Source organism: Paenibacillus sp. NPDC058898, assembly GCF_049316025.1.
Classification (GTDB): domain Bacteria; phylum Bacillota; class Bacilli; order Paenibacillales; family Paenibacillaceae; genus Paenibacillus_AQ.
The window spans coordinates 131,624-149,703 of the sequence record NZ_JBMOSM010000014.1 but is presented as its reverse complement, the minus strand read 5'-3'; the positions used below and the strand labels follow the sequence as shown (position 1 = coordinate 149,703).

Here is an 18,080-nt window from a genome sequence, read left to right as displayed (position 1 = left end):
TAAATTAACCGATAATCCCTATAAGCTTAGTTGATGAATTGAATTATAACATGAATCCTTTCATGTAAATACATCTATTTTCAAAATAAATGAAATTAGACTTAAATACAATGAAAAATCTCACGTTCAACCAAGACTTACTGAGAATTATACAGCAAGTATCGATTTGTTACCAGTATGATTTTTTGCCATTTTCCTTTTATGTTATATCGAATACCTTGAAGATGGACCGGGTACCGACTGCCCCAGCCTGAAGGCATAACAGATCGAGAGCTTCCTTGGTATTGAGGCTCATTCCGCCTGCTCGAGGCAACGACATCGATAGATCTGTTGAACTGGCGGCGGTTTCACTCTCGAACTGCTTCGTCTCGCTTAATAGCATTTTGCTCCCATCCGGCCGAACCATATACTGACGCAAATAACCGCCTTCTCTAACGGTTACCATCTTTCCCTTGCCCTCTTCTTCCTTCTTGTTCTTCTGGAGCAGCTGTTCAAACCCTTCTTGGGCTGGTTCGGCTTTCTTCGATTTCACAGGACTCCAGTATGTATATGCTGACTCAACGCGCATGAACTCACATCCTTATCCAATTGTTATTTCAACCCTTACTTCAATTATCGGATGCCTGGACACTTCTCTTTAATCGCTCACAAATGACTTAGATATAAAAAACCGCCCGAAAGGTTTCTGATCAACCTTAAGGACGGTCTTATAATTTCTAATGTATTCCCGCTTCGCTTAGTTCATGAACTTCAATGCTGCCAAAGTCCGCTTCAGAACAAGTGCTGCTTGTGCACGGGTAACCGAATCGAGTGCTCCGAAATTACCCTGATTATCACCCTGCACGATGCCTTGCTCAGTAAGACTGGCTACATGGGCAGCCGCCCAGACAGGGATGGATGCCTGATCTTTGAATTCATTACCAGCATTTGCATCCTGGTTTGGCAGGCTTGTCGGACTTACCGCTTCCATAGCCCGGGTAATCATCACAGCCATTTCTGCCCGGGTCATGCCGGCATTTGGTGAGAAAACACCATCTGTGCCGCCTTCGATCAAGCCGTAACGCAACGCTGCGCCGATCTCGCCAGCATACGCGGAGGCATCCTGGACATCCTTGAATGCTCCGCTCTCGATAACTGGACTAAGTCCCATCGCACGGACCAGCATAGCCGTAAACTCTGCTCGCGTGATTACCTTGCCCGGTGCGTACGAGTTAGCGTTAACTCCGTTCACGAGAAGCTTGGAAGCCATAGATTCGATTTCCGCTTTCGCCCAGTGCCCGTTTAGATCCGCAAAGGTTTTCTTGTACTGCAGTAGTGCATAAATGCCGTTTCCGGCATGCTTCACTTCGATGGCCGGTTTACCGTTCCATGTCGTCGCTGCAGCCGGTACAAATCGGAAGGTTCCTGCATCGGCGTCATAGATTATAGCAGTGACCGAATTCGGAGCTGTTCCTGCCGGCAGCGGCAGGATGCGACTGACCACACGCTTCTCGAAATCCTTTACTTCTTGCTCTGCGCCTGGCACGCCAACCGCTACGCCAAACTGAAGTGCTCCATTCGCAGCCATCACGGCGCCCATGGAAGTTGCCTTGCTTGTCATAGCATCCACCACGCTGCTACCAACCGGGGTCATGGATATTTTCACTTGGATGCTGCCGGAACCTTGTACAGACTTCAAAACCTCATCCAAATGCAGAGCCGTTACCGGAAGATGGAACGCACCAAGTGCGGTCTCCAGCACCAGGATCGTATTCGAATTCCGTTCCATGGCCTGATTCAGACCAACTGCCGAAAGAGATAGATCAGCGGCACGGTTCAACTCAGGGGCCCGAATAATGAGTTCCTGCTGCCCGTTCGCAGATAATCCGGCAACTGCCTTCTTCCACGCCTCTTCCTTCACCGTAATGTGGTCCACTGCTGCACCTGCAGCGCTTATATTCAGATCCTTACCTGTCATTACGTTGGGCAATGATGTATTTCCACCCGTGGAAGGAGGGTTAGGCTGCGTTGTCGGCGGTGTTACAGAACCGCCTGATCCTGAACCTGATCCCGGAGAGGAGCCATCACCTGGATTCACCGGTTTCTTCTGCTCGGTAATTCGTCCCTCGACCTTCGGGGAGACCTTTCCGCCAAGCTTGGTCACGTATTCCATGAAGATTTCATAATCCGGATAACCCAGATCCTCGTTATATTTCCCTTCGGCAATCGCTTCGGCAAAGGATTTATATCCGTCCCCGCCTTTGGCCACAAAACTGTTCGTTGCCATCCTGTACGTTTCGGTCAATACCAGGGGTTTATAGCTTCCGCCCTTCATAATCTGTACATCGTACACTTTATTTCCTGCCGGAGCGCTAGGATCCCATTTGAATTTCATCCCGGCGATTTGCGGGAATTTCCCCGGCAGATCGGCCAATTTCGCACCGCTAATTCCGTTTTCCAATCCGACCTTCAGCTGCTGTCCTGTGACGTCCATGACAAACAGCGTGTTTCCGAAAGGCATCACCGTGCGCAGCTCGCCCATCGTGATTTCACCTTCATCAATAGCGGCGCGAATACCCCCTCCATTGGTGAGGGCAACATCGGCGTTCTTAAGCTCCTTCGCTTTTACCAGCATGCCATCCGCAATTAGATTACCGAGATTCGTTTCCTTGGAGCGAACATTCTCGCGCTTACCGTCCAGCAGAACATCTGCTATACCGACTACCTGCTTCATGAGCTCTTCTAATTCGGCATTATAAGGGGCCAGCATATCCTTGGCCTGCTTGTCTTCTGCCACATTGCTATCCACCGGAATCAGCTGGCCGCCGAGCTCGCCTTCTCCGACGAGGACCTTGCCTTCCTTGTCAAATTGCAAGTCGACCCGGCCGAGGTATTTCCCCCATTCATTCGCTTGCACGATGACGGTTGGTGTACCGTGTTCATTGTCCGTCACCACTTCCGGTGCATTGAGCGTCGTGTGGGTATGGCCTCCAACAATGAGGTCGATGCCTTCAACCGCTTCGGCAAGCGCCTGATCTTTGGCGTAGCCCAGATGCGACAGACCGATGATGATGTTAAGTCCTTCCTGCTCCATTGCCTCCACCGTTGCACGAGCTGAGGTTACCGCCTCGTTGAATACCACATTTTTACCCGGGCTGGACGTCTCAGCAGTATCTTCAGTGGTTAAGCCGAATACCCCGACCTTCTGGCCGTCAACTAGCAATGTCACGTATGGATATACCCCGCTATTTGCCGTCGTCTTAGGCTGATCGGTATCGATCACGGCCGGCTTACGGATCAGGTGCGAAATGTTAGCATCCTGACTAAGATCCACATTCGCGCTGACGAGCGGGAATTGTGCCTTGCTTACGAAATCTGCTAGCGTCTTGGTGCCTTGATCGAATTCATGGTTACCGAACGTCATCGCGTCATAACCCATATAGTTCATGAAGGCCAGATCGGCCAATCCAAACCATTTGGTAAAATACAGATCGCCGGAAAATACATCCCCTGCATCCAGCAGCAGGCTGTTTCCGCCCTCGCTGCGGACCTGCTTAACCAGTGCAGCCCTTCTGGCGACTTCGGACAGATGCGCATGCGTATCGTTCGTATGCATAACCGTTAATTTCCATGGCTCTCCTTCCGGCGAACCATCCGTTACCTTAACCGGTACTTCCGCTGATCCATAGCCATCCTTGCTCAGAACGGTGATCACGGCTTCACCTACGGATACCGGTGCAACCAGACCGTTCGGATCTACGGTAACTACCGTTTCATCAGAGGAACTCCAGGCCAGCTCGCTGGATCCGCCCAGAGCGGGATCAACGCTCGCTTGCAATTGTACCGGGGAACCGCCCGGATTCAGCGTGAGCGAAGAGTGATCCAACGTAATTTTGGTCACCTGAAGCTCCAGCAGTGCCACCGTTCCGCTGACCTCATTCGCAACCAGCAGCAGCGGGCGTCCTGTCTTGCTGTCTGCGGCCGGAATAAAGTCCAGTCCCTCCGGGCCGGAATCCGATGCAATCCCTCCGTTAAAATCCCGTGTGTTGATGTAGTTCAGAAACGCCGGATCGGATGGGTTCGTTACATCATACGTCATTACCCCGCCAATGCGCTCCAAGCCGACAAAAGCCAGCGTCTTCTTTCCTACCTTACCCACCGTTACATATTCGGGCTCTGGTCCTTTCTTGGAGCTGCGGCTGTCCAGATCGGTTTTGTCATTGCTGGCATTGAAATGATTCGGTAAACGCTCGGCTGTAATCTTCTCAAAATCACTGCCGCTGTCATACACCTGGGACATATCGGCTGCATTCCATATGGAGAATGAACGACCTCCGTACAGGTACAGTCCCTCATTGCCCATATCGCTGGCAACTTCAACCTTATCGTAGGTGGTTCCTTTGTCTGCCAGAAATTGTGCTGCCGGGGACAACGGATCCAAATTAGGTTTCATTTTGCCAATGTTACTTTCATTGCTTCGCTCATCCCAGCCTGTTGCGTCCCCTTCATTCGCGGACAGAATGTACTGCTGTCCATTCACGCTGTAGGTCGCGATTCCGTCAGGCATATACATTCCGTAAAAAGGAACGTTCTCAAACTTGATTTGTCCATCCTTCAGAAGGTCAAGCTGATTCTCTGGTTGATTGAAGTCCTTATACCCGAGTCCCTTAACCGCTTGAATACGCTTCGCGGCGATATCGACCACGGCGATCGCATTATTCTCCTGCAAGGCGACGTATGCCGTCTGCTCATCTTCGGACAACGAGATGTACTCGGGCTCAAGATCATGAACAGCATCGTCCTTGTTTCCGGTGCTGCGAATTTGCCCGTCCGCTTCCACAGGTCCGCGAATATGTACCTGATCGTCCATGATCGACGGGTCATCAAACTTCAGATAACTTACTTCGCCCGATAGGGTGTCGATAATCGTAATGCTTCCTTCCGGATCAGAAGCAGTCTCTGTACGAGGCTCGCCTTCATCCGCTGTCAGGATATAACGGCCATCGGAAGTATACTTGACCATGTCCGGCTGGATGCCGGTTTTATAAGATCCGATCAAACCGCCGTCATAGTCGAGTACCAGAACCTTGCCGGCTTTTGCATGATCCTGCTCCTGAACAGCGACCACCACCTGCTTCGTCTTGGTGTTGATATCCACGCTGGTCAGGTCCCCATACAGAAAACCGCCCGTGCTTGCCAAGTCTTCCACATTGATCTGCTTGTCCTTCAGCAAGCTGCCATCAGCGCCAAGCGACACGATTTCGAGACTAGCCGGCTGAGTTGAACCATTGACCAGATAGAGCTTCCCGTTATCCTTGTTGTATTTTACAATTTCCGCAACGCCGCCATCCTTATTGGAGGTCCCTACAGAATAATGCCCGATCATCTTCATGGCTAGCTTGTCAGCCACCGGATCAGGCCGTTTCCCCAATACTTGCAATTTAACAATCGATTGAGCCGTAGCAGGTATGGCTGCACTATCTTGTACCGTTACCTCAACCGTATATTCGCCCTCTTGCCCAGCAGCAGGCGTACCTGTAATGAATCCTGTATCGGACTTAATGTCCAAACCTACCGGTAGACCCGTCGCCGAGAAGGTATACGGTGCTTGTCCGCCATACACATCAACGGTTACCGTATATGCTTCTTCTGCATGAGCAGCCGGAAAAATTTTATCGGTAATGCCGAAATGAACGGCAGCGACAGCTGCATCTTGTGATGCTGTCTCCATGCTTGCCGTCCGGAGTATCTCCTGTCCCTCTTCAGCCATAACGGTGCCCGCCGAAAATAGAGAGGCCATCGCGATTTCCGCCGCCATAAACAGCGAGACTACTTTCATGCTTTTATGCTTCAACTCCATATCCCCTCTTCTATCCTTATTTAATTTCAAGTGTAAGGAAGAAGTGTTAACGCATCCTCAATAAAGGTCACGGTTTGTGTAAAATGGACGCTACACAGCAAAAAAGCCGCGACAGCCATGCCGGGCTTCTGTAAGCGGCAGCTGTGTCCGAGCTACCTGCCGCCTTGAAATTACCTTCATATATGCTTTGTGATACTCCACTTATCAGAAGAATTACCCGCTTTCTCATCGTCTTTAATCAATGATTCCAAAATGCCTCATCGTGGCTATGGTTATCAATATACACCAACGTATAGAACAAGATGTCCCACATGAGCAGAAAGCCCTGAATCAACCGCTGAACCATCCATTCAATCTTCTTGTTCGAAATATATCTCCGCCTCTGCTTAAAAAGCCATACCGCGAAGACCTTGGGAATATCTCTGAATGTCGTCTTCGGCTCCATCTGCTGCGTCTTCCTCTTTGTCACATTTCCGACAATATTGTAGTCAAATCGACATGATGTCTGATAAACTAACATAAGAATTGCTATTTGTAACAAACACTTCACAAGAATAACAGCCGAAGATCAATTCATGACTATTCGAGGCCATAACGTGTGAATATCATTTATGTTTGCCTAGGAAAGAGGAACCAACATGAATCGTAACTGGTTTACGCGGATGCTCATGCTGTATATCCCTGTCTTTCTGATCGTCCCCGCCTTTTTATTTTTTGTCTTTTCCCAATCATTGAGCGAAAGCAACCGACAGGATGCCGAGCGCTCCAATGCTTTCGTAACCCAACAAGCGATGCTGATGATTGATACGTCGTTGTCTTCGCTGGATCAGAAAATTTCGCTCGAGATGCTGCGTAATCGAAAGGTCATATCCTTTTTCTCCAGAAGCACGGAAAAGGATCTGCCCCTTCAGGTGGACGTGATGAATCTTTTGCGCGATTTAAAAATGACCAACCCCCTGATTCATTCCATCTATATGGTTCAAGCGGATCATAATCAAGTCCTCAATGAAAGCACGAGCTATCCCTTGGATCAATATGCCGATAACGCCTTCATTCGCTCCAAGCTGGAAACACCCAACAGCCATTGGTCGGATATCAGATCATACAAGGAGCTGCCCTCCGACAAAGGGGTGCCGGTCGTTTCATTGACGCGCAGCGTTTCCATCTTCTCGAAGCATCATGGGCTAATCGTCGTTAATGTAAGCGCTGACGCCTTGCAGGGAATGCTTCTTCAAATGCACGATCCGTCATCCCGCATACTAAGCCTGTATGATTCCCAAGGGAACAGCTTATTTGATATGGCAAAATCAAAGACTTCTGTAAGCAAGCCTGTAACCAACAACGGCGCCCTTCAGTCAGAAGCGAATTCCGAGTATACGGGCTGGCGCATCGTTAGCAGCGTTCAAGGGGCGGATACCTTCAATTTCATCATTAGCTTATCAAATATATGGTTTATTGCCGGTTTGCTTCTATGTGCCGTTTCGGTTGCCTGGATCGTCTACGTGACGCTGCAAAATTACAGACCCATTCAGCGCCTGGTCAACCAGCTGCAGCAGCTATCCTCCAAGGATGACGTCCCGGAGGAAATCCATAAAAACGAATTTACGTTCATCAATTCCAAATTGCAAAATATGATTGATCAGAATAAAAGGTTCCAGTTTCAGTTCGAGGAGGACTTGAAGGCTCAGCAAAATTTTTTCATGTACGAGCTGCTGGAAGGGACGCGCTCTTTCGATCTGAAGGAATGGGAGAAGGAAGCAGCCAAGCACGGCCTGCCTGTGCTGTTTGGCAACCCATTGGTTTTTGTCCTGGAAATTGATCATCGTTCAGAGTGGAGCGCCAACTACGGTCAGAAGCAGCATCGCTCCCAGCAAAAAGCCATTGAAACGATCATCCTGGAAGCGGCGTCGGATCACGCCTGCGAGGTAAAGCTTCTGTGGGTGTCCTTGCACCAGCTTGCTTGCATTTTGGTCATATCGCCACAAGCGGAGAAACAGGGATTCGAGGCACTCTCCTTCACCGAAGAATGCCAGCGCCGATTTGCCGATGCCTTATCGTTCACCGTATCCGTCGGCATCGGGGAGCCGGTTGAGCATCCGGATAATCTGCATGATTCCTATCACGAGGCATTGGATGCGCTGCAAACGAAGCCCGTAAACCGAAGTGCCATGATCATTCCTTATTCGTCCGATGCCTTGTCGAAGGATCACAGCTTTCATTATTTTCAACAGGTCGACCGGATCGTTGACGCCTTCCAACTGCAAGAAGTCAAGTGGAAGACACAGATGCAGGCGCTCTTTCAGAATATGCTGGAAGAAGGCATATCCCGACGGGGCGCAAGCAGCGTACTGCATTACCTGACGTACCATTTGAACAAGACGGCTTCCAGTATGAATGACGAATACTACCTGCTCTGGAAAACGGAAACGATGCCGGCACTCGACCGGATTCAGAAAGAAATCGACCTGCCGGAAGATTGGACGCAGATGGTGCTCCAGCTTCTGGAGCAATTTGCCCAACGGCTGGATAAGCAGCGGAATCTGCGAAGCCAGGGAAACCTCGTACAAGAGGTTAAGGCTTATATTGAAAAGCATTATACGAAAGCAGAACTATCCCTTGACTACTTGCAAGACAAATTCGGGATCAGCGGCAAATATCTGAGCAGATTATTCAAGGAAGAGTATGGCTTGAAATTTGTGGACTTTTTGATCGATTTGCGAATTCAGGAAGCGAAACGACTCCTTACGGAAAGCGCATTGTCTGTACAAGAAATTACGGAACGGGTCGGTTACAGCAGCCCGATATCATTTGCCAGGACTTTCAAAAAAATTACCGGCGTACCCCCAATGGATTATCGTAAAGGCAAATAAAACGGCGCAGACCCCGATCTCAAACGAAGGCCGAGGAGGACATAAAAGTCTCCCTCGGCCTTCTCCCGTCTATGCCTTGGTTGCTCCTACCCGCGCAGTGATGCCCTTCACTGCAAAGTAGAAAATAGTTTCTCGTAGAGAAAAGTTTTTTGTGATTAATATTACATACAATTTCCAGTGTTATTTAAATTGCCATCGCGGTAACGTTTACACTAACACTGTATTCACCTTTCGGTTTGTTTTACGAAAAGTGTTTGTTGTCCTGACTTGGCACCAGGTGTTTTTATTAAGGGCATAGGAACGGCGCCTCACCGCGCTTTCCACAATACTAAAAAGCCAGAAGGGGATGAACTAGCATGGTAGACAAGAACAGAAAGAAAAAGGGATGGACGGCTCTTATCGCTGCAGCCCTTACGTTATCAACCGTATTAAGCGCATGCTCGGGTGGTAAAGACCCGGCATCGGCAAGCAACGACCCGTCCGAAGGTGATCAAATTACGATCTCGTTCGAGACGTCGGTGTATGCGGAAGAACCTCATAAGAAGGCAATTGATGCGCTCATTGCCAAATACAATGAATCCCACCCTAACGTCACCATCAAAGTTCACGGCACAGACTACGAGAATTACTGGGATAAACTGACCACGGAGATTCTGGCAGGTACACAGGGGGACATCGTTCAGGTATACCCTGAGAATATTGCCACCTATAATGCGCTGCAGAGCGGCGGCACTTTCGTGAATCTCGACGAAAAGATTCAAGCGAGCGGACTTGAGGACAAGCTTGTCGGACAGGAACTGAGCAAGGTCGACGGCTCCTATTATGCGCTGTCCAATTACGCATGGGGATCAACCGGCATTTTCTACAGCAAATCGATGTTCGAAGCGGCCGGAATTGATCCTGCCTCCATTCAAACGATGGACGACTTCAAAGAAGCCGCCATTCAACTTGGCGGTGTTAAAGACGGGCAATACGGGTTCTCCAGCGTCATCGGCACACATCCCTTTATCGCCTCGGAATGGTACAGGCTGCTCGCTCGTCCGGTATCAGGAGGAATTTACTTCCCGGACGGCGAGGTAGGCCCTTACGAAGCCGACCGGATTAATGTCAACTCGGCACCGAACGTTTGGGCAGCGGAGTGGTGGCAGGATCTAATCAAGAACCCGCAGGCAACGCCTCCAGGAACCCGCGACAAGAAGGTCAGCCGCGAGATGTTCTGGAATGGGCAAGCCGGCATGATGATGGATGGCCCTTGGTTTATCGGCATGACCAAAGAACGCGATGAAGCTTTAATGGACGACCTTGGGCTCATTCCGCAGCCTTCCGTCGTATACGAAGGCCAAACCTATAAACCGAACCCGCACAATTACCCGATCGTATCGATGATTTCCAAAGACAGCAAGCATCTTGATGAAGCTTGGGAGTTCCTTGAATGGATGACATCCCAAGAGGCGCAGCAGATTATCGCCGGCTCCGGCATGATTCCGAGCAGCAAGGAATATGCCGAATCCGAAGAATACAAATCGGAGAATCCGCTGGCTGCCCAATTCTTCGATTTCCAGGAGAATGTATATGCGCCGGCCGTTATGGACCCGCCAATTCCCGAACTCGGCTCCCTCTCCCAAATCCTGATCAATGCCGCGCAGGAAATGTTTGTTGGCATGAAAGACGCCAAGACAGCGCTGGACAGTGCAGCTGAGCAAATGAAGGACACGATGCATTAAAAAACATTCGGATGATCAAACGTTTGAAGCCGCCTGGCTTCATGGCCGGGCGGCACTTACATCATAAGGAGGTAGGGGAATGAATCCAACGCGAACGGATGTGACAAGCAGGCAAACTCCCTTGCCATTGAAAAGACCATCGAGGGCAAAGCGTTTATGGCTAGAGGAAAAACGACATTTCAAAAAAAATATAGCCGCATATTTATTTATTGCACCGCTGGTCATTACCGTTGCTCTCGTGCTCCTCTATCCGATTCTGAAATCGGCGCTGATGAGCGTGCAGTACTGGAAGGTTGCCAAACCGATTGCCGAAGGCAATCCCTTTGTAGGATTGGACAACTATACAGCCGCGATCCAGTCGGGGAACTTCCTGAAATCGTTAGGCATTACCTTTCTATATATTATCGTGACGGTGGCTCTGCGTTTCCTGCTCGGAATCGGTACGGCCGTCCTGCTGAATATTCCCTTCAAGGGCCGAGGGCTTGTAAGAGCACTGGTGATCATCCCATGGGCCGTACCTGAAGTCGTTGCATGTCTCGTATTTATTCTGATGTATGATTACCAATTCGGCGTGATCAATGATCTGCTGCTGAAGCTCAACCTGTTGGCCAATCCGGTCGCTTTCCTCGGCGAAGCCGACACCGCGCTCTGGGCAGCCATGTTCGTCAATGTATGGAAGGGCTTCCCGTTCGCGGCCATCATGCTGCTGGCCGGTTTGCAAAGCATATCCAAAAGCTTGTACGAAGCAGCGGAAATCGACGGTGCCTCGAAATGGCGCCAGTTTCTCAGCATCACCTTCCCGATGTTGAAGCCCGTATCCGTCATCGTGTTCCTGCTGCTTATCATCTGGACCATTAAGGATTTCGGCATCGTATACGTCCTCACCGGGGGCGGACCGAGCCGGGTAACCGAAATACTGACCATCTTCATCTACAGGGCAGGCTTCAAATCGTTTGACTTCGGTCTGGCCTCCGCTGCAGGGATGATCCTGCTGGCGATCTCCATTGTGTTCACCGTCATGTACATGAAAGCGACGAAGGCTGGTGAAATGTCATGAGCAAAGGCCCAAACAAGATTCTAGTATATGTATGCGCTGTTTTTATTTCGTTGTTTGCCGTGTCTCCTTTTCTATGGATGATCTTGACTTCGTTGAAGCCTCAGGCCGAAATCTACAGCACGCCGCTGACGTACCTGCCACATGAACTTAATTGGAATGGTTACAAGGGAATGCTGAATCCCAATGCGGATGACAGCGCCAACTTTATGAAATGGTTCGGTAATACAGCGCTAGTCTCGCTGCTAACAACGGTGTTCTCCCTTGTCATCTCCGCTTTTGGCGGCTATGCGATGTCCCGGTTCGGCTTCCGGGGACGGATGTCGCTCGGATATATCATCTTGTTGACGCAGATGCTCCCCGGCTCACTGCTCATTATTCCGCTGTACCTGATCATGAAGGATTACAATCTGCTGAATTCCCATCTGGGTCTCGTCATCGCATATACCACGTTTGCAGTACCGTTCTGTACATGGATGCTAAAAGGCTACTTTGACAGCGTGTCCCAGTCCATCGACGAAGCTGCGAGCGTAGACGGGGCCAACCGATGGACAACCTTTATCCGGATCCTGCTTCCGCTCACGCTTCCCGGGCTCGTGGTAACTGGCGTCTTCTCTTTCTTAACCAGCTGGAACGAGTTTATGTTTGCACAGACGTTCATCAGCGATTACGACAAATGGACGCTGTCGGTCGGCATCGCCAGCTTTCAAGGACAGTATGTCGTCAACTGGGATTACCTCATGGCGGGCTCCGTCATAACCACACTTCCGATCGTGATTGCGTTCTGGCTGCTGCAGAAACATCTGGTCAGTGGAATGACAGCCGGAGCAGTTAAATAATTTAACCATTCTAGGAGGGTTCACAATGATAAAAATCGGAATCGTAGGCATGGGGATTCGCGGGAATATGTTCGCCGATACCCTTAGCCAAAATCCCTATGCGGAGTTGGCCGCGGTCAGCGATGCTTATGAAACAACACGAAACGCCAGCATGGATAAATACGGGGTTCCCGGTTATCTGCAGGTTGAAGATATGCTGGCAAGCGAGGCTTTGGACGCCATCGTTATTGCCACGCCGGATTTCCTGCATAAAGAGCCCGTTATGCTTGCAGCACGGCAAGGCATTCATATCATGGTTGAAAAACCCTTCTCCACCTCCGTCGAGGAAGCCGAGGACATGTACGCCGAGGTCGAGAAGGCGGGCATTAAGTGCCTCGTTGCATTCGAGAATCGCTGGAATTCTCCATTCGTTGCAGTTAAGGAAGCGGTCCAAAATGGTGACATAGGCAACATTCTGACCATCAACACCCGCTTAAATGACACCATCTACGTCCCCACCAAAATGCTGAAATGGGCCGGGGAATCAACGCCCGGCTGGTTCCTTTTCCCTCATGCCACGGATATTGCCTTATGGCTGAAAAGCGGGGTTCTGCCGGTGAGCGTTTACGCGGTAGGCACGAAGAAGAAATTAGTCGCGATGGGGATCGACACCTACGATTCCATGCAAACGATCGTGTCCTTCGATGATGGCACGCACGCTACATTTACGACCAGCTGGGTGCTGCCCGAATCGATGCCGCTTATCTACGACTTCAAGGTCGAGATCATCGGCGAAGACGGGGCATTGTATGTCGATTTATCCGATCAAATGGTCCGTAAAGGCGGCAGCGTGTACAGTCATGTCCATACGCTCGGTACACCGATCAACGGCCAATATACTGCAGCACCCAATTATATGCTCCATTCCTTCGTCGATCATATCCGAATGGATACGATGCCGGAATCCGGCGCAGCTGCCGGTTTGTTGAATACCAAGCTGGTGCATGCCATCCATCGCTCCGTCTTAAGCGGACAAGTAGAGCAGGTGTGACATGGAGACATGCCCAGCAGTTGAACGATGTACATTTCTTGACATGCCTGCAGTTAGGGCCGAGAATGATCGCTTATCCATGACGGTGGTTCCGGGCTGGGGGAGCAGCGTCATCTCCCTGCGGTGGAAACCATCCGACACGGAATTGCTGCGTATGCCGCCTTCCATGACGGAATATGAGCGGACACCCTTGTTATATGGCATTCCTGTTTTATTTCCGCCCAACCGGATCGAAAACGGGAGTTTTACTTTTGAAGGCCGGCCCTATCAATTCCGGATCAACGAGCCGCAGCATCATAATCATGCGCACGGGCTTGTTCATGACCAGGCATGGGAAGTCGGACGCTGCTGGACAAAAGGGAATCGGGCCGTGATCGAAACCGTGTTCTCTTCAAGAGGCCGTCCAACGATCCTGTCGCAATTTCCCCACGAGTTCACCATCCTTCTGCGTATGAGCATTGATGGGGCCTCGTTCAGGCAGACCGCGGAAATTCGCAATAAAAGCACAAGCTCTTTTCCATGGGGACTGGGATATCATACCACCTTCCGCTTTCCCTTCGGAAATGAATACGGTCAGGAACGCTGCACGCTGCAGGCCCCTGTCGGGAAACGATGGGTCCTTAATGACCGCGTGCTGCCGACCGGCGAGCTCGCCCATGATTTCCGCAGCAGAGGCTTACGGGATGGCATCTCCGTCAGTCAGTTTCCGCTCGATGATCTGTTCCTTGCCATGCCGGAAGACCGTAATGAAACGGTATTAACCGATTCGGCGGCAGGCCTCCGGGTTACATACCGTGCGGATGACGCATTCAAGCAATGGGTGCTGCACAATGGCGATGGAGCGAGCGGTTATCTATGCCCCGAGCCTTACACATGTGCTACCAATGCCTTCAACCTGGAACTGGATCCGGAAATCACCGGCATGCAGGTGCTGGAGCCCGGCAGAACCGCCTTGCTGTTCTGTACCATCCATGTAGAAGAACTCTGTTCCTCATCCGATTAAACCATAACAGAAGCGGTCCGTAATCAAGGATGTTTCCTTGAACGGGCCGCTTCATCATGTAACCTGTTTCACCAATTATTTGGATTAGCAAAAGACGCGATACGGAACCCCCCGAACCGCGTCTTTCGATTGTCATATCTTCCGATTACTCCGCCTGGTAGCGGTCAAATGCAGCCTGGTAAACCTCCATATATCGGTCCATCCCCATCTTGTTGAGTGTATTCACATACTCTTCCCATTGGCTGAACGAGGCCGAACCATTCACGAATTTCGCTTCCATTTCCTTCACGTAATCCTCGATATCTTTACCGATCGAGGTCATGACGTCCATTTCCTCCAACGTAAAGTTAAAATTGTACAGGATCTCCTTCACGGCATACGGCTCTGCTTTTTCAGCAGCGGCCATTGCGTTAGGTCGTGTCTCCGAGGCTTTGAACCATCTCTCCCGCACAAATCCCGGATAGCTGCCCCCGAGCCAAGTGAAATACTTGGCCAACGCCTGATCCTGCGTTAATCCATTTGGATTTTCCGTAATCTCCTTCACATACTCCAGTTGACCCTCAGCGTTCTTCGTGTAAGTCTCGCCTTCTTTACCCATGAAATAGAACTGGGCTCCCTCATCCCCGTAGAAATAATCCATCCAGCGGATCGTTGCTTCCGGATTCGGGTTCTTATCAGTAATCGCAAATGCACCTACGTGAACCATCGGAACTTTGACATGAGAATAGAGTTGATCTCCATGCGGTCCCTTAAGCGCCCCGAGCCCGATGTATTCTTTTCGTCCCATCACCATCTCCGGATTCGGCACAATCGTGGCACCGAGCAGGCCCTCCTGCCCTTTCGCATTCAATGCGCCGCCCTCAATCGTGAAGATCTCTTTATCGAGCAGTCCCTCTTGGTGCAGCTTGTTGACGAACTGCAGCATTTCCTTATACTCCGGCAAGGCTTTGGTGAAGCGCAGTTTCCCTGTATCCGGATCTATGTCTACCAATTTATGGCCAAGTCCACTTGTACCAAGTCCCCAAGAGCCTTTCAAGTGATCGATGATTCCGGTAATGCCTGTTGAAGCGAATGGAATCTCATCATGCTTACCGTTACCGTTCAGATCGGTTTTCTGGACCGCCTTCAAATACGCATAGAATTCTTCGGTCGTCTGCGGCTCTTTCATCCCGAGCTGATCCAGCCACTCCTGATTAATCCATATCGGTGTACCAATCAACATGGAGAGCAGCGCAGGATCGTAGAAAGAAGGCAGGGAATAAATATTACCGTCCGGCATCGTCAGCCCTTTTCGAATATCAGGGTACTGTTCCATCAGCTTTTTAAAATTCGGTGCATATTGATCGATCAGATCATTCAGCGGTATAAATACTCCCTGCTCCCCATAACGGGTTAATTCTGCGGAGCTGACCCTTGCGGAGTAGAATACATCCGGATAATCTCCACCTGCCAGCGCTAGGTTCCGCTTCTCTGTAAGGGTATCGAATGGAATGAGGTTCCAGGTCACATTCACATTCGACATCTCTTGATAGGTTTTCCATACAAGCGTTTCCTCGAATTTGCTCCCGTTTGATGGCGACTTGCCCGTGAAGAACGTCAAGTTAAGGGGCTCGTTCACAATCGGCATGCCGGTCTCGTTAACATTGGCTTGCGGCGTCTCCCCCTTATCCGCTGCACCTTCGCCGCTTTTACTACCGCAGCCTGCCAGCAATCCGGCTGCCAGTACAGCTGCCAATGTAAGTGAAGTCCATTTTCTCATCACCATAAAATTCAATTCCTCCTCATGAAATATCCGTAATCAACCTTTAATTGCGCCAATCATAACACCCTTCACAAAATACTTTTGCAGGAACGGATACAGCAGCAGCATCGGCAGATTTGTCACAATGACCGCCGCATATTTGATCGCTTCCGCATCCATTAGACTTCGTGCCAGTGAATCATCACTGATATCAACCATCTCCTGCATTTGTCCCTGAACCAGAATTTCACGCAGGAACAACTGCATCGGATAATTCGCACGGTCCGACAAATAGATCAGCGCACTAAAATACGAATTCCAGTGGCCCACTGCGTAGAACAAAACCATGACAGCTAATATCGGTCCGGATAATGGAAGCACAATCCGCAGCAGCACCCGCATGTTAGAGGCCCCATCGATAAACGCCGCCTCCTGCATTTCCTTCGGAATGGAGCTTTGGAAGAAGGTCCGCATGATGATAATGTTCCACACCGATACGGCCGAAGGGATAATGATGGCCCAAATCGTATCCAGCATCCCCAGTTCCTTAACCAGCAAGTAATTGGGGATCATCCCCCCGCTGAAGAACATGGTGAATACGATGATCGCCGTAAAAATGCCGCGGCCGTTAAAATCGGCTCTCGATAATGGATAAGCCGCCGCGATCGTCATCAGTACATTCAGCGCTGTGCCCGTCGTGGTATAGAGCAGCGTGTTTAGAAATCCCCGCATGAGCTCCGAATTGGCAAATAACCGTTCGTAGCCGACAAACGACAGTTCCTTCGGCCATAACCATACTTCCCCCCGCATCACCGTTTCCGGAGCGCTGATGGAAGCAATCAGAACAAAAAATAAAGGATACAGTACAAGGAGTGTAATAAAAGATAGTATAATGTAAATAAATACACCGGCTATTCGTTCACTGCGGCTTTGCGGCATATGCCATCATTCCTCCTTACCATAGGCTGTTCTCGCTGACTTTTCGGGCAATCCGGTTTACGGTAATCAGCATGATAAAGTTGACGATGGAGTTAAACAGGCCGACCGCAGCCGAGAAGCTGTACTGGGCACCCAGTATACCGCTCCGGTATACGTTCGTGGCGATGACGTCGGAGGCTTCCATATTGAGCGAATTTTGCATCAGGAAGATCTTCTCAAAGCCGACGCCAAGAACGGAACCGATGTTCAAAATGAGCAGAATGGTCATCGTTGGTGCGATCCCCGGCAGATTAATATGCCAGATTCGCCGGAGCCAACCCGCACCATCCACCTTGGCCGCCTCATGCAGCTGCGGATCAATCCCGGCAAGTGCTGCCAAGTAGATAATTGAGCTCCAGCCCATGCCCTGCCACACGCCAGACCACACGTAGATGCTCTTGAACCAGGAGGGCTCCGTCATGAATGCGATCGGCTCTCCGCCGAAGGAGGTGATAATCGAATTGACTAGGCCGCTGACCGGCGACAGGAACATCATGATCATGCCAACGACGACCACCGTAGATAAGAAATGGGGTGCATAAGTTACGGTTTGTACAAATCGGCGGAACCGGCCCGATCTGGCTTCATTAATCATCAAGGCCAGGATAATTGGAATCGGAAATCCGACCGCCAACTCATATAACCCGATACCCATCGTATTTTTAATAATCCGCCAAAAATAAAAGCTGTCAAAAAAGCGTTCAAAATGCTTGAAGCCCACCCATGGACTATCCATGATCCCTTTGTTCGCAATAAAATCCTTAAATGCAATCTGGACGCCATACATGGGTACATAATGAAATACAATGAAGTATAACAGAACTGGTGCAAATAAAGCGTAAAGCTGCCAGTTTCTGCGAACCTGCATCATCCAGCTTCGCCAAGCACTGTTCTTGCGAATGTTTGAATGCGCTTCCACGGTGTTAAGATGACGTTGTAAAATCGGCAATCCCCCCTCTTTCGTCTATGCGTCTTCGTGTGTCCCCAAGGTCCACGTCTGCA

At 50.2% G+C, this 18,080-nt stretch carries 12 protein-coding genes; 6 read left to right on the top strand and 6 right to left on the bottom strand.

The window, feature by feature from the left end; all coding sequences use genetic code 11:
• Positions 1 to 199 precede the first annotated feature (199 nt).
• The 3 genes from ACOZB4_RS28185 to ACOZB4_RS28175 form a co-directional block, all read right to left on the bottom strand.
• Positions 200 to 568, bottom strand: coding sequence for a hypothetical protein (locus tag ACOZB4_RS28185; RefSeq protein WP_213645928.1), 369 nt, complete (start codon positions 566 to 568; stop codon positions 200 to 202).
• Between the two features lie 168 nt (positions 569 to 736).
• Entirely contained in the window at positions 737 to 5,839 is a 5,103-nt protein-coding gene (locus tag ACOZB4_RS28180) for a choice-of-anchor I family protein (protein ID WP_422759707.1), read from the bottom strand.
• 238 nt (positions 5,840 to 6,077) lie between these two features.
• Positions 6,078 to 6,308 (bottom strand): hypothetical protein, encoded by a 231-nt coding sequence (locus tag ACOZB4_RS28175; RefSeq protein WP_379415909.1) that lies wholly within the window; start codon positions 6,306 to 6,308, stop codon positions 6,078 to 6,080.
• A gap of 169 nt (positions 6,309 to 6,477) precedes the next feature.
• Between ACOZB4_RS28175 and ACOZB4_RS28170 the strand changes: the two genes are divergently transcribed.
• The 6 genes from ACOZB4_RS28170 to ACOZB4_RS28145 all read left to right on the top strand — a co-directional run bounded on the left by ACOZB4_RS28170 (position 6,478) and on the right by ACOZB4_RS28145 (position 14,359).
• Positions 6,478 to 8,709, top strand: coding sequence for a helix-turn-helix domain-containing protein (locus ACOZB4_RS28170; protein WP_379415911.1), 2,232 nt, complete (start codon positions 6,478 to 6,480; stop codon positions 8,707 to 8,709).
• A gap of 356 nt (positions 8,710 to 9,065) precedes the next feature.
• A complete protein-coding gene (locus tag ACOZB4_RS28165) occupies positions 9,066 to 10,433 on the top strand; it encodes an ABC transporter substrate-binding protein (protein ID WP_379415914.1) in 1,368 nt (455 codons plus the stop codon).
• A gap of 79 nt (positions 10,434 to 10,512) precedes the next feature.
• Positions 10,513 to 11,490 carry a carbohydrate ABC transporter permease gene (locus tag ACOZB4_RS28160; protein WP_179090637.1) on the top strand — a complete coding sequence of 326 codons (978 nt, stop codon included), beginning with the start codon at positions 10,513 to 10,515 and terminating at the stop codon, positions 11,488 to 11,490.
• Positions 11,487 to 12,326, top strand: coding sequence for a carbohydrate ABC transporter permease (locus ACOZB4_RS28155; RefSeq protein ID WP_213645922.1), 840 nt, complete (start codon positions 11,487 to 11,489; stop codon positions 12,324 to 12,326). Before ACOZB4_RS28160 ends, ACOZB4_RS28155 begins: the two co-directional genes overlap by 4 nt.
• Positions 12,327 to 12,351: 25 nt before the next feature.
• Positions 12,352 to 13,356, top strand: coding sequence for a Gfo/Idh/MocA family protein (locus tag ACOZB4_RS28150; RefSeq protein ID WP_379415918.1), 1,005 nt, complete (start codon positions 12,352 to 12,354; stop codon positions 13,354 to 13,356).
• Positions 13,357 to 13,399: 43 nt separating this feature from the next.
• Positions 13,400 to 14,359 carry an aldose 1-epimerase gene (locus ACOZB4_RS28145; protein WP_379415921.1) on the top strand — a complete coding sequence of 320 codons (960 nt, stop codon included), beginning with the start codon at positions 13,400 to 13,402 and terminating at the stop codon, positions 14,357 to 14,359.
• A 145-nt stretch (positions 14,360 to 14,504) separates the two neighbouring features.
• Here the strand turns inward: ACOZB4_RS28145 and ACOZB4_RS28140 are convergent, their stop codons facing one another.
• From ACOZB4_RS28140 to ACOZB4_RS28130, 3 genes are read right to left on the bottom strand one after another with little or no spacing between them, the layout of a single operon-like run.
• Positions 14,505 to 16,124, bottom strand: coding sequence for an extracellular solute-binding protein (locus tag ACOZB4_RS28140; protein ID WP_339292582.1), 1,620 nt, complete (start codon positions 16,122 to 16,124; stop codon positions 14,505 to 14,507).
• A 33-nt stretch (positions 16,125 to 16,157) separates the two neighbouring features.
• The gene (locus ACOZB4_RS28135; RefSeq protein ID WP_076322931.1) at positions 16,158 to 17,039 is read right to left on the bottom strand and encodes a carbohydrate ABC transporter permease; all 882 of its coding nucleotides are present in this window, start codon (positions 17,037 to 17,039) and stop codon (positions 16,158 to 16,160) included.
• 16 nt (positions 17,040 to 17,055) lie between these two features.
• Positions 17,056 to 17,946, bottom strand: coding sequence for an ABC transporter permease (locus ACOZB4_RS28130; protein ID WP_237566323.1), 891 nt, complete (start codon positions 17,944 to 17,946; stop codon positions 17,056 to 17,058).
• Positions 17,947 to 18,080 lie beyond the last annotated feature (134 nt).

What these genes read in the sequence shown, in the direction of transcription:
- ACOZB4_RS28185 (WP_213645928.1), bottom strand. Translation starts at nt 568, where the DNA reads ATGCGCGTTGAGTCAGCATATACATACTGGAGTCCTGTGAAATCGAAG.
- ACOZB4_RS28180 (WP_422759707.1), bottom strand. Translation starts at nt 5,839, where the DNA reads ATGGAGTTGAAGCATAAAAGCATGAAAGTAGTCTCGCTGTTTATGGCG.
- ACOZB4_RS28170 (WP_379415911.1), top strand. Translation starts at nt 6,478, where the DNA reads ATGAATCGTAACTGGTTTACGCGGATGCTCATGCTGTATATCCCTGTC.
- ACOZB4_RS28165 (WP_379415914.1), top strand. Translation starts at nt 9,066, where the DNA reads ATGGTAGACAAGAACAGAAAGAAAAAGGGATGGACGGCTCTTATCGCT.
- ACOZB4_RS28160 (WP_179090637.1), top strand. Translation starts at nt 10,513, where the DNA reads ATGAATCCAACGCGAACGGATGTGACAAGCAGGCAAACTCCCTTGCCA.
- ACOZB4_RS28155 (WP_213645922.1), top strand. Translation starts at nt 11,487, where the DNA reads ATGAGCAAAGGCCCAAACAAGATTCTAGTATATGTATGCGCTGTTTTT.
- ACOZB4_RS28150 (WP_379415918.1), top strand. Translation starts at nt 12,352, where the DNA reads ATGATAAAAATCGGAATCGTAGGCATGGGGATTCGCGGGAATATGTTC.
- ACOZB4_RS28145 (WP_379415921.1), top strand. Translation starts at nt 13,400, where the DNA reads ATGCCTGCAGTTAGGGCCGAGAATGATCGCTTATCCATGACGGTGGTT.
- ACOZB4_RS28140 (WP_339292582.1), bottom strand. Translation starts at nt 16,124, where the DNA reads ATGGTGATGAGAAAATGGACTTCACTTACATTGGCAGCTGTACTGGCA.
- ACOZB4_RS28135 (WP_076322931.1), bottom strand. Translation starts at nt 17,039, where the DNA reads ATGCCGCAAAGCCGCAGTGAACGAATAGCCGGTGTATTTATTTACATT.
- ACOZB4_RS28130 (WP_237566323.1), bottom strand. Translation starts at nt 17,946, where the DNA reads ATGCAGGTTCGCAGAAACTGGCAGCTTTACGCTTTATTTGCACCAGTT.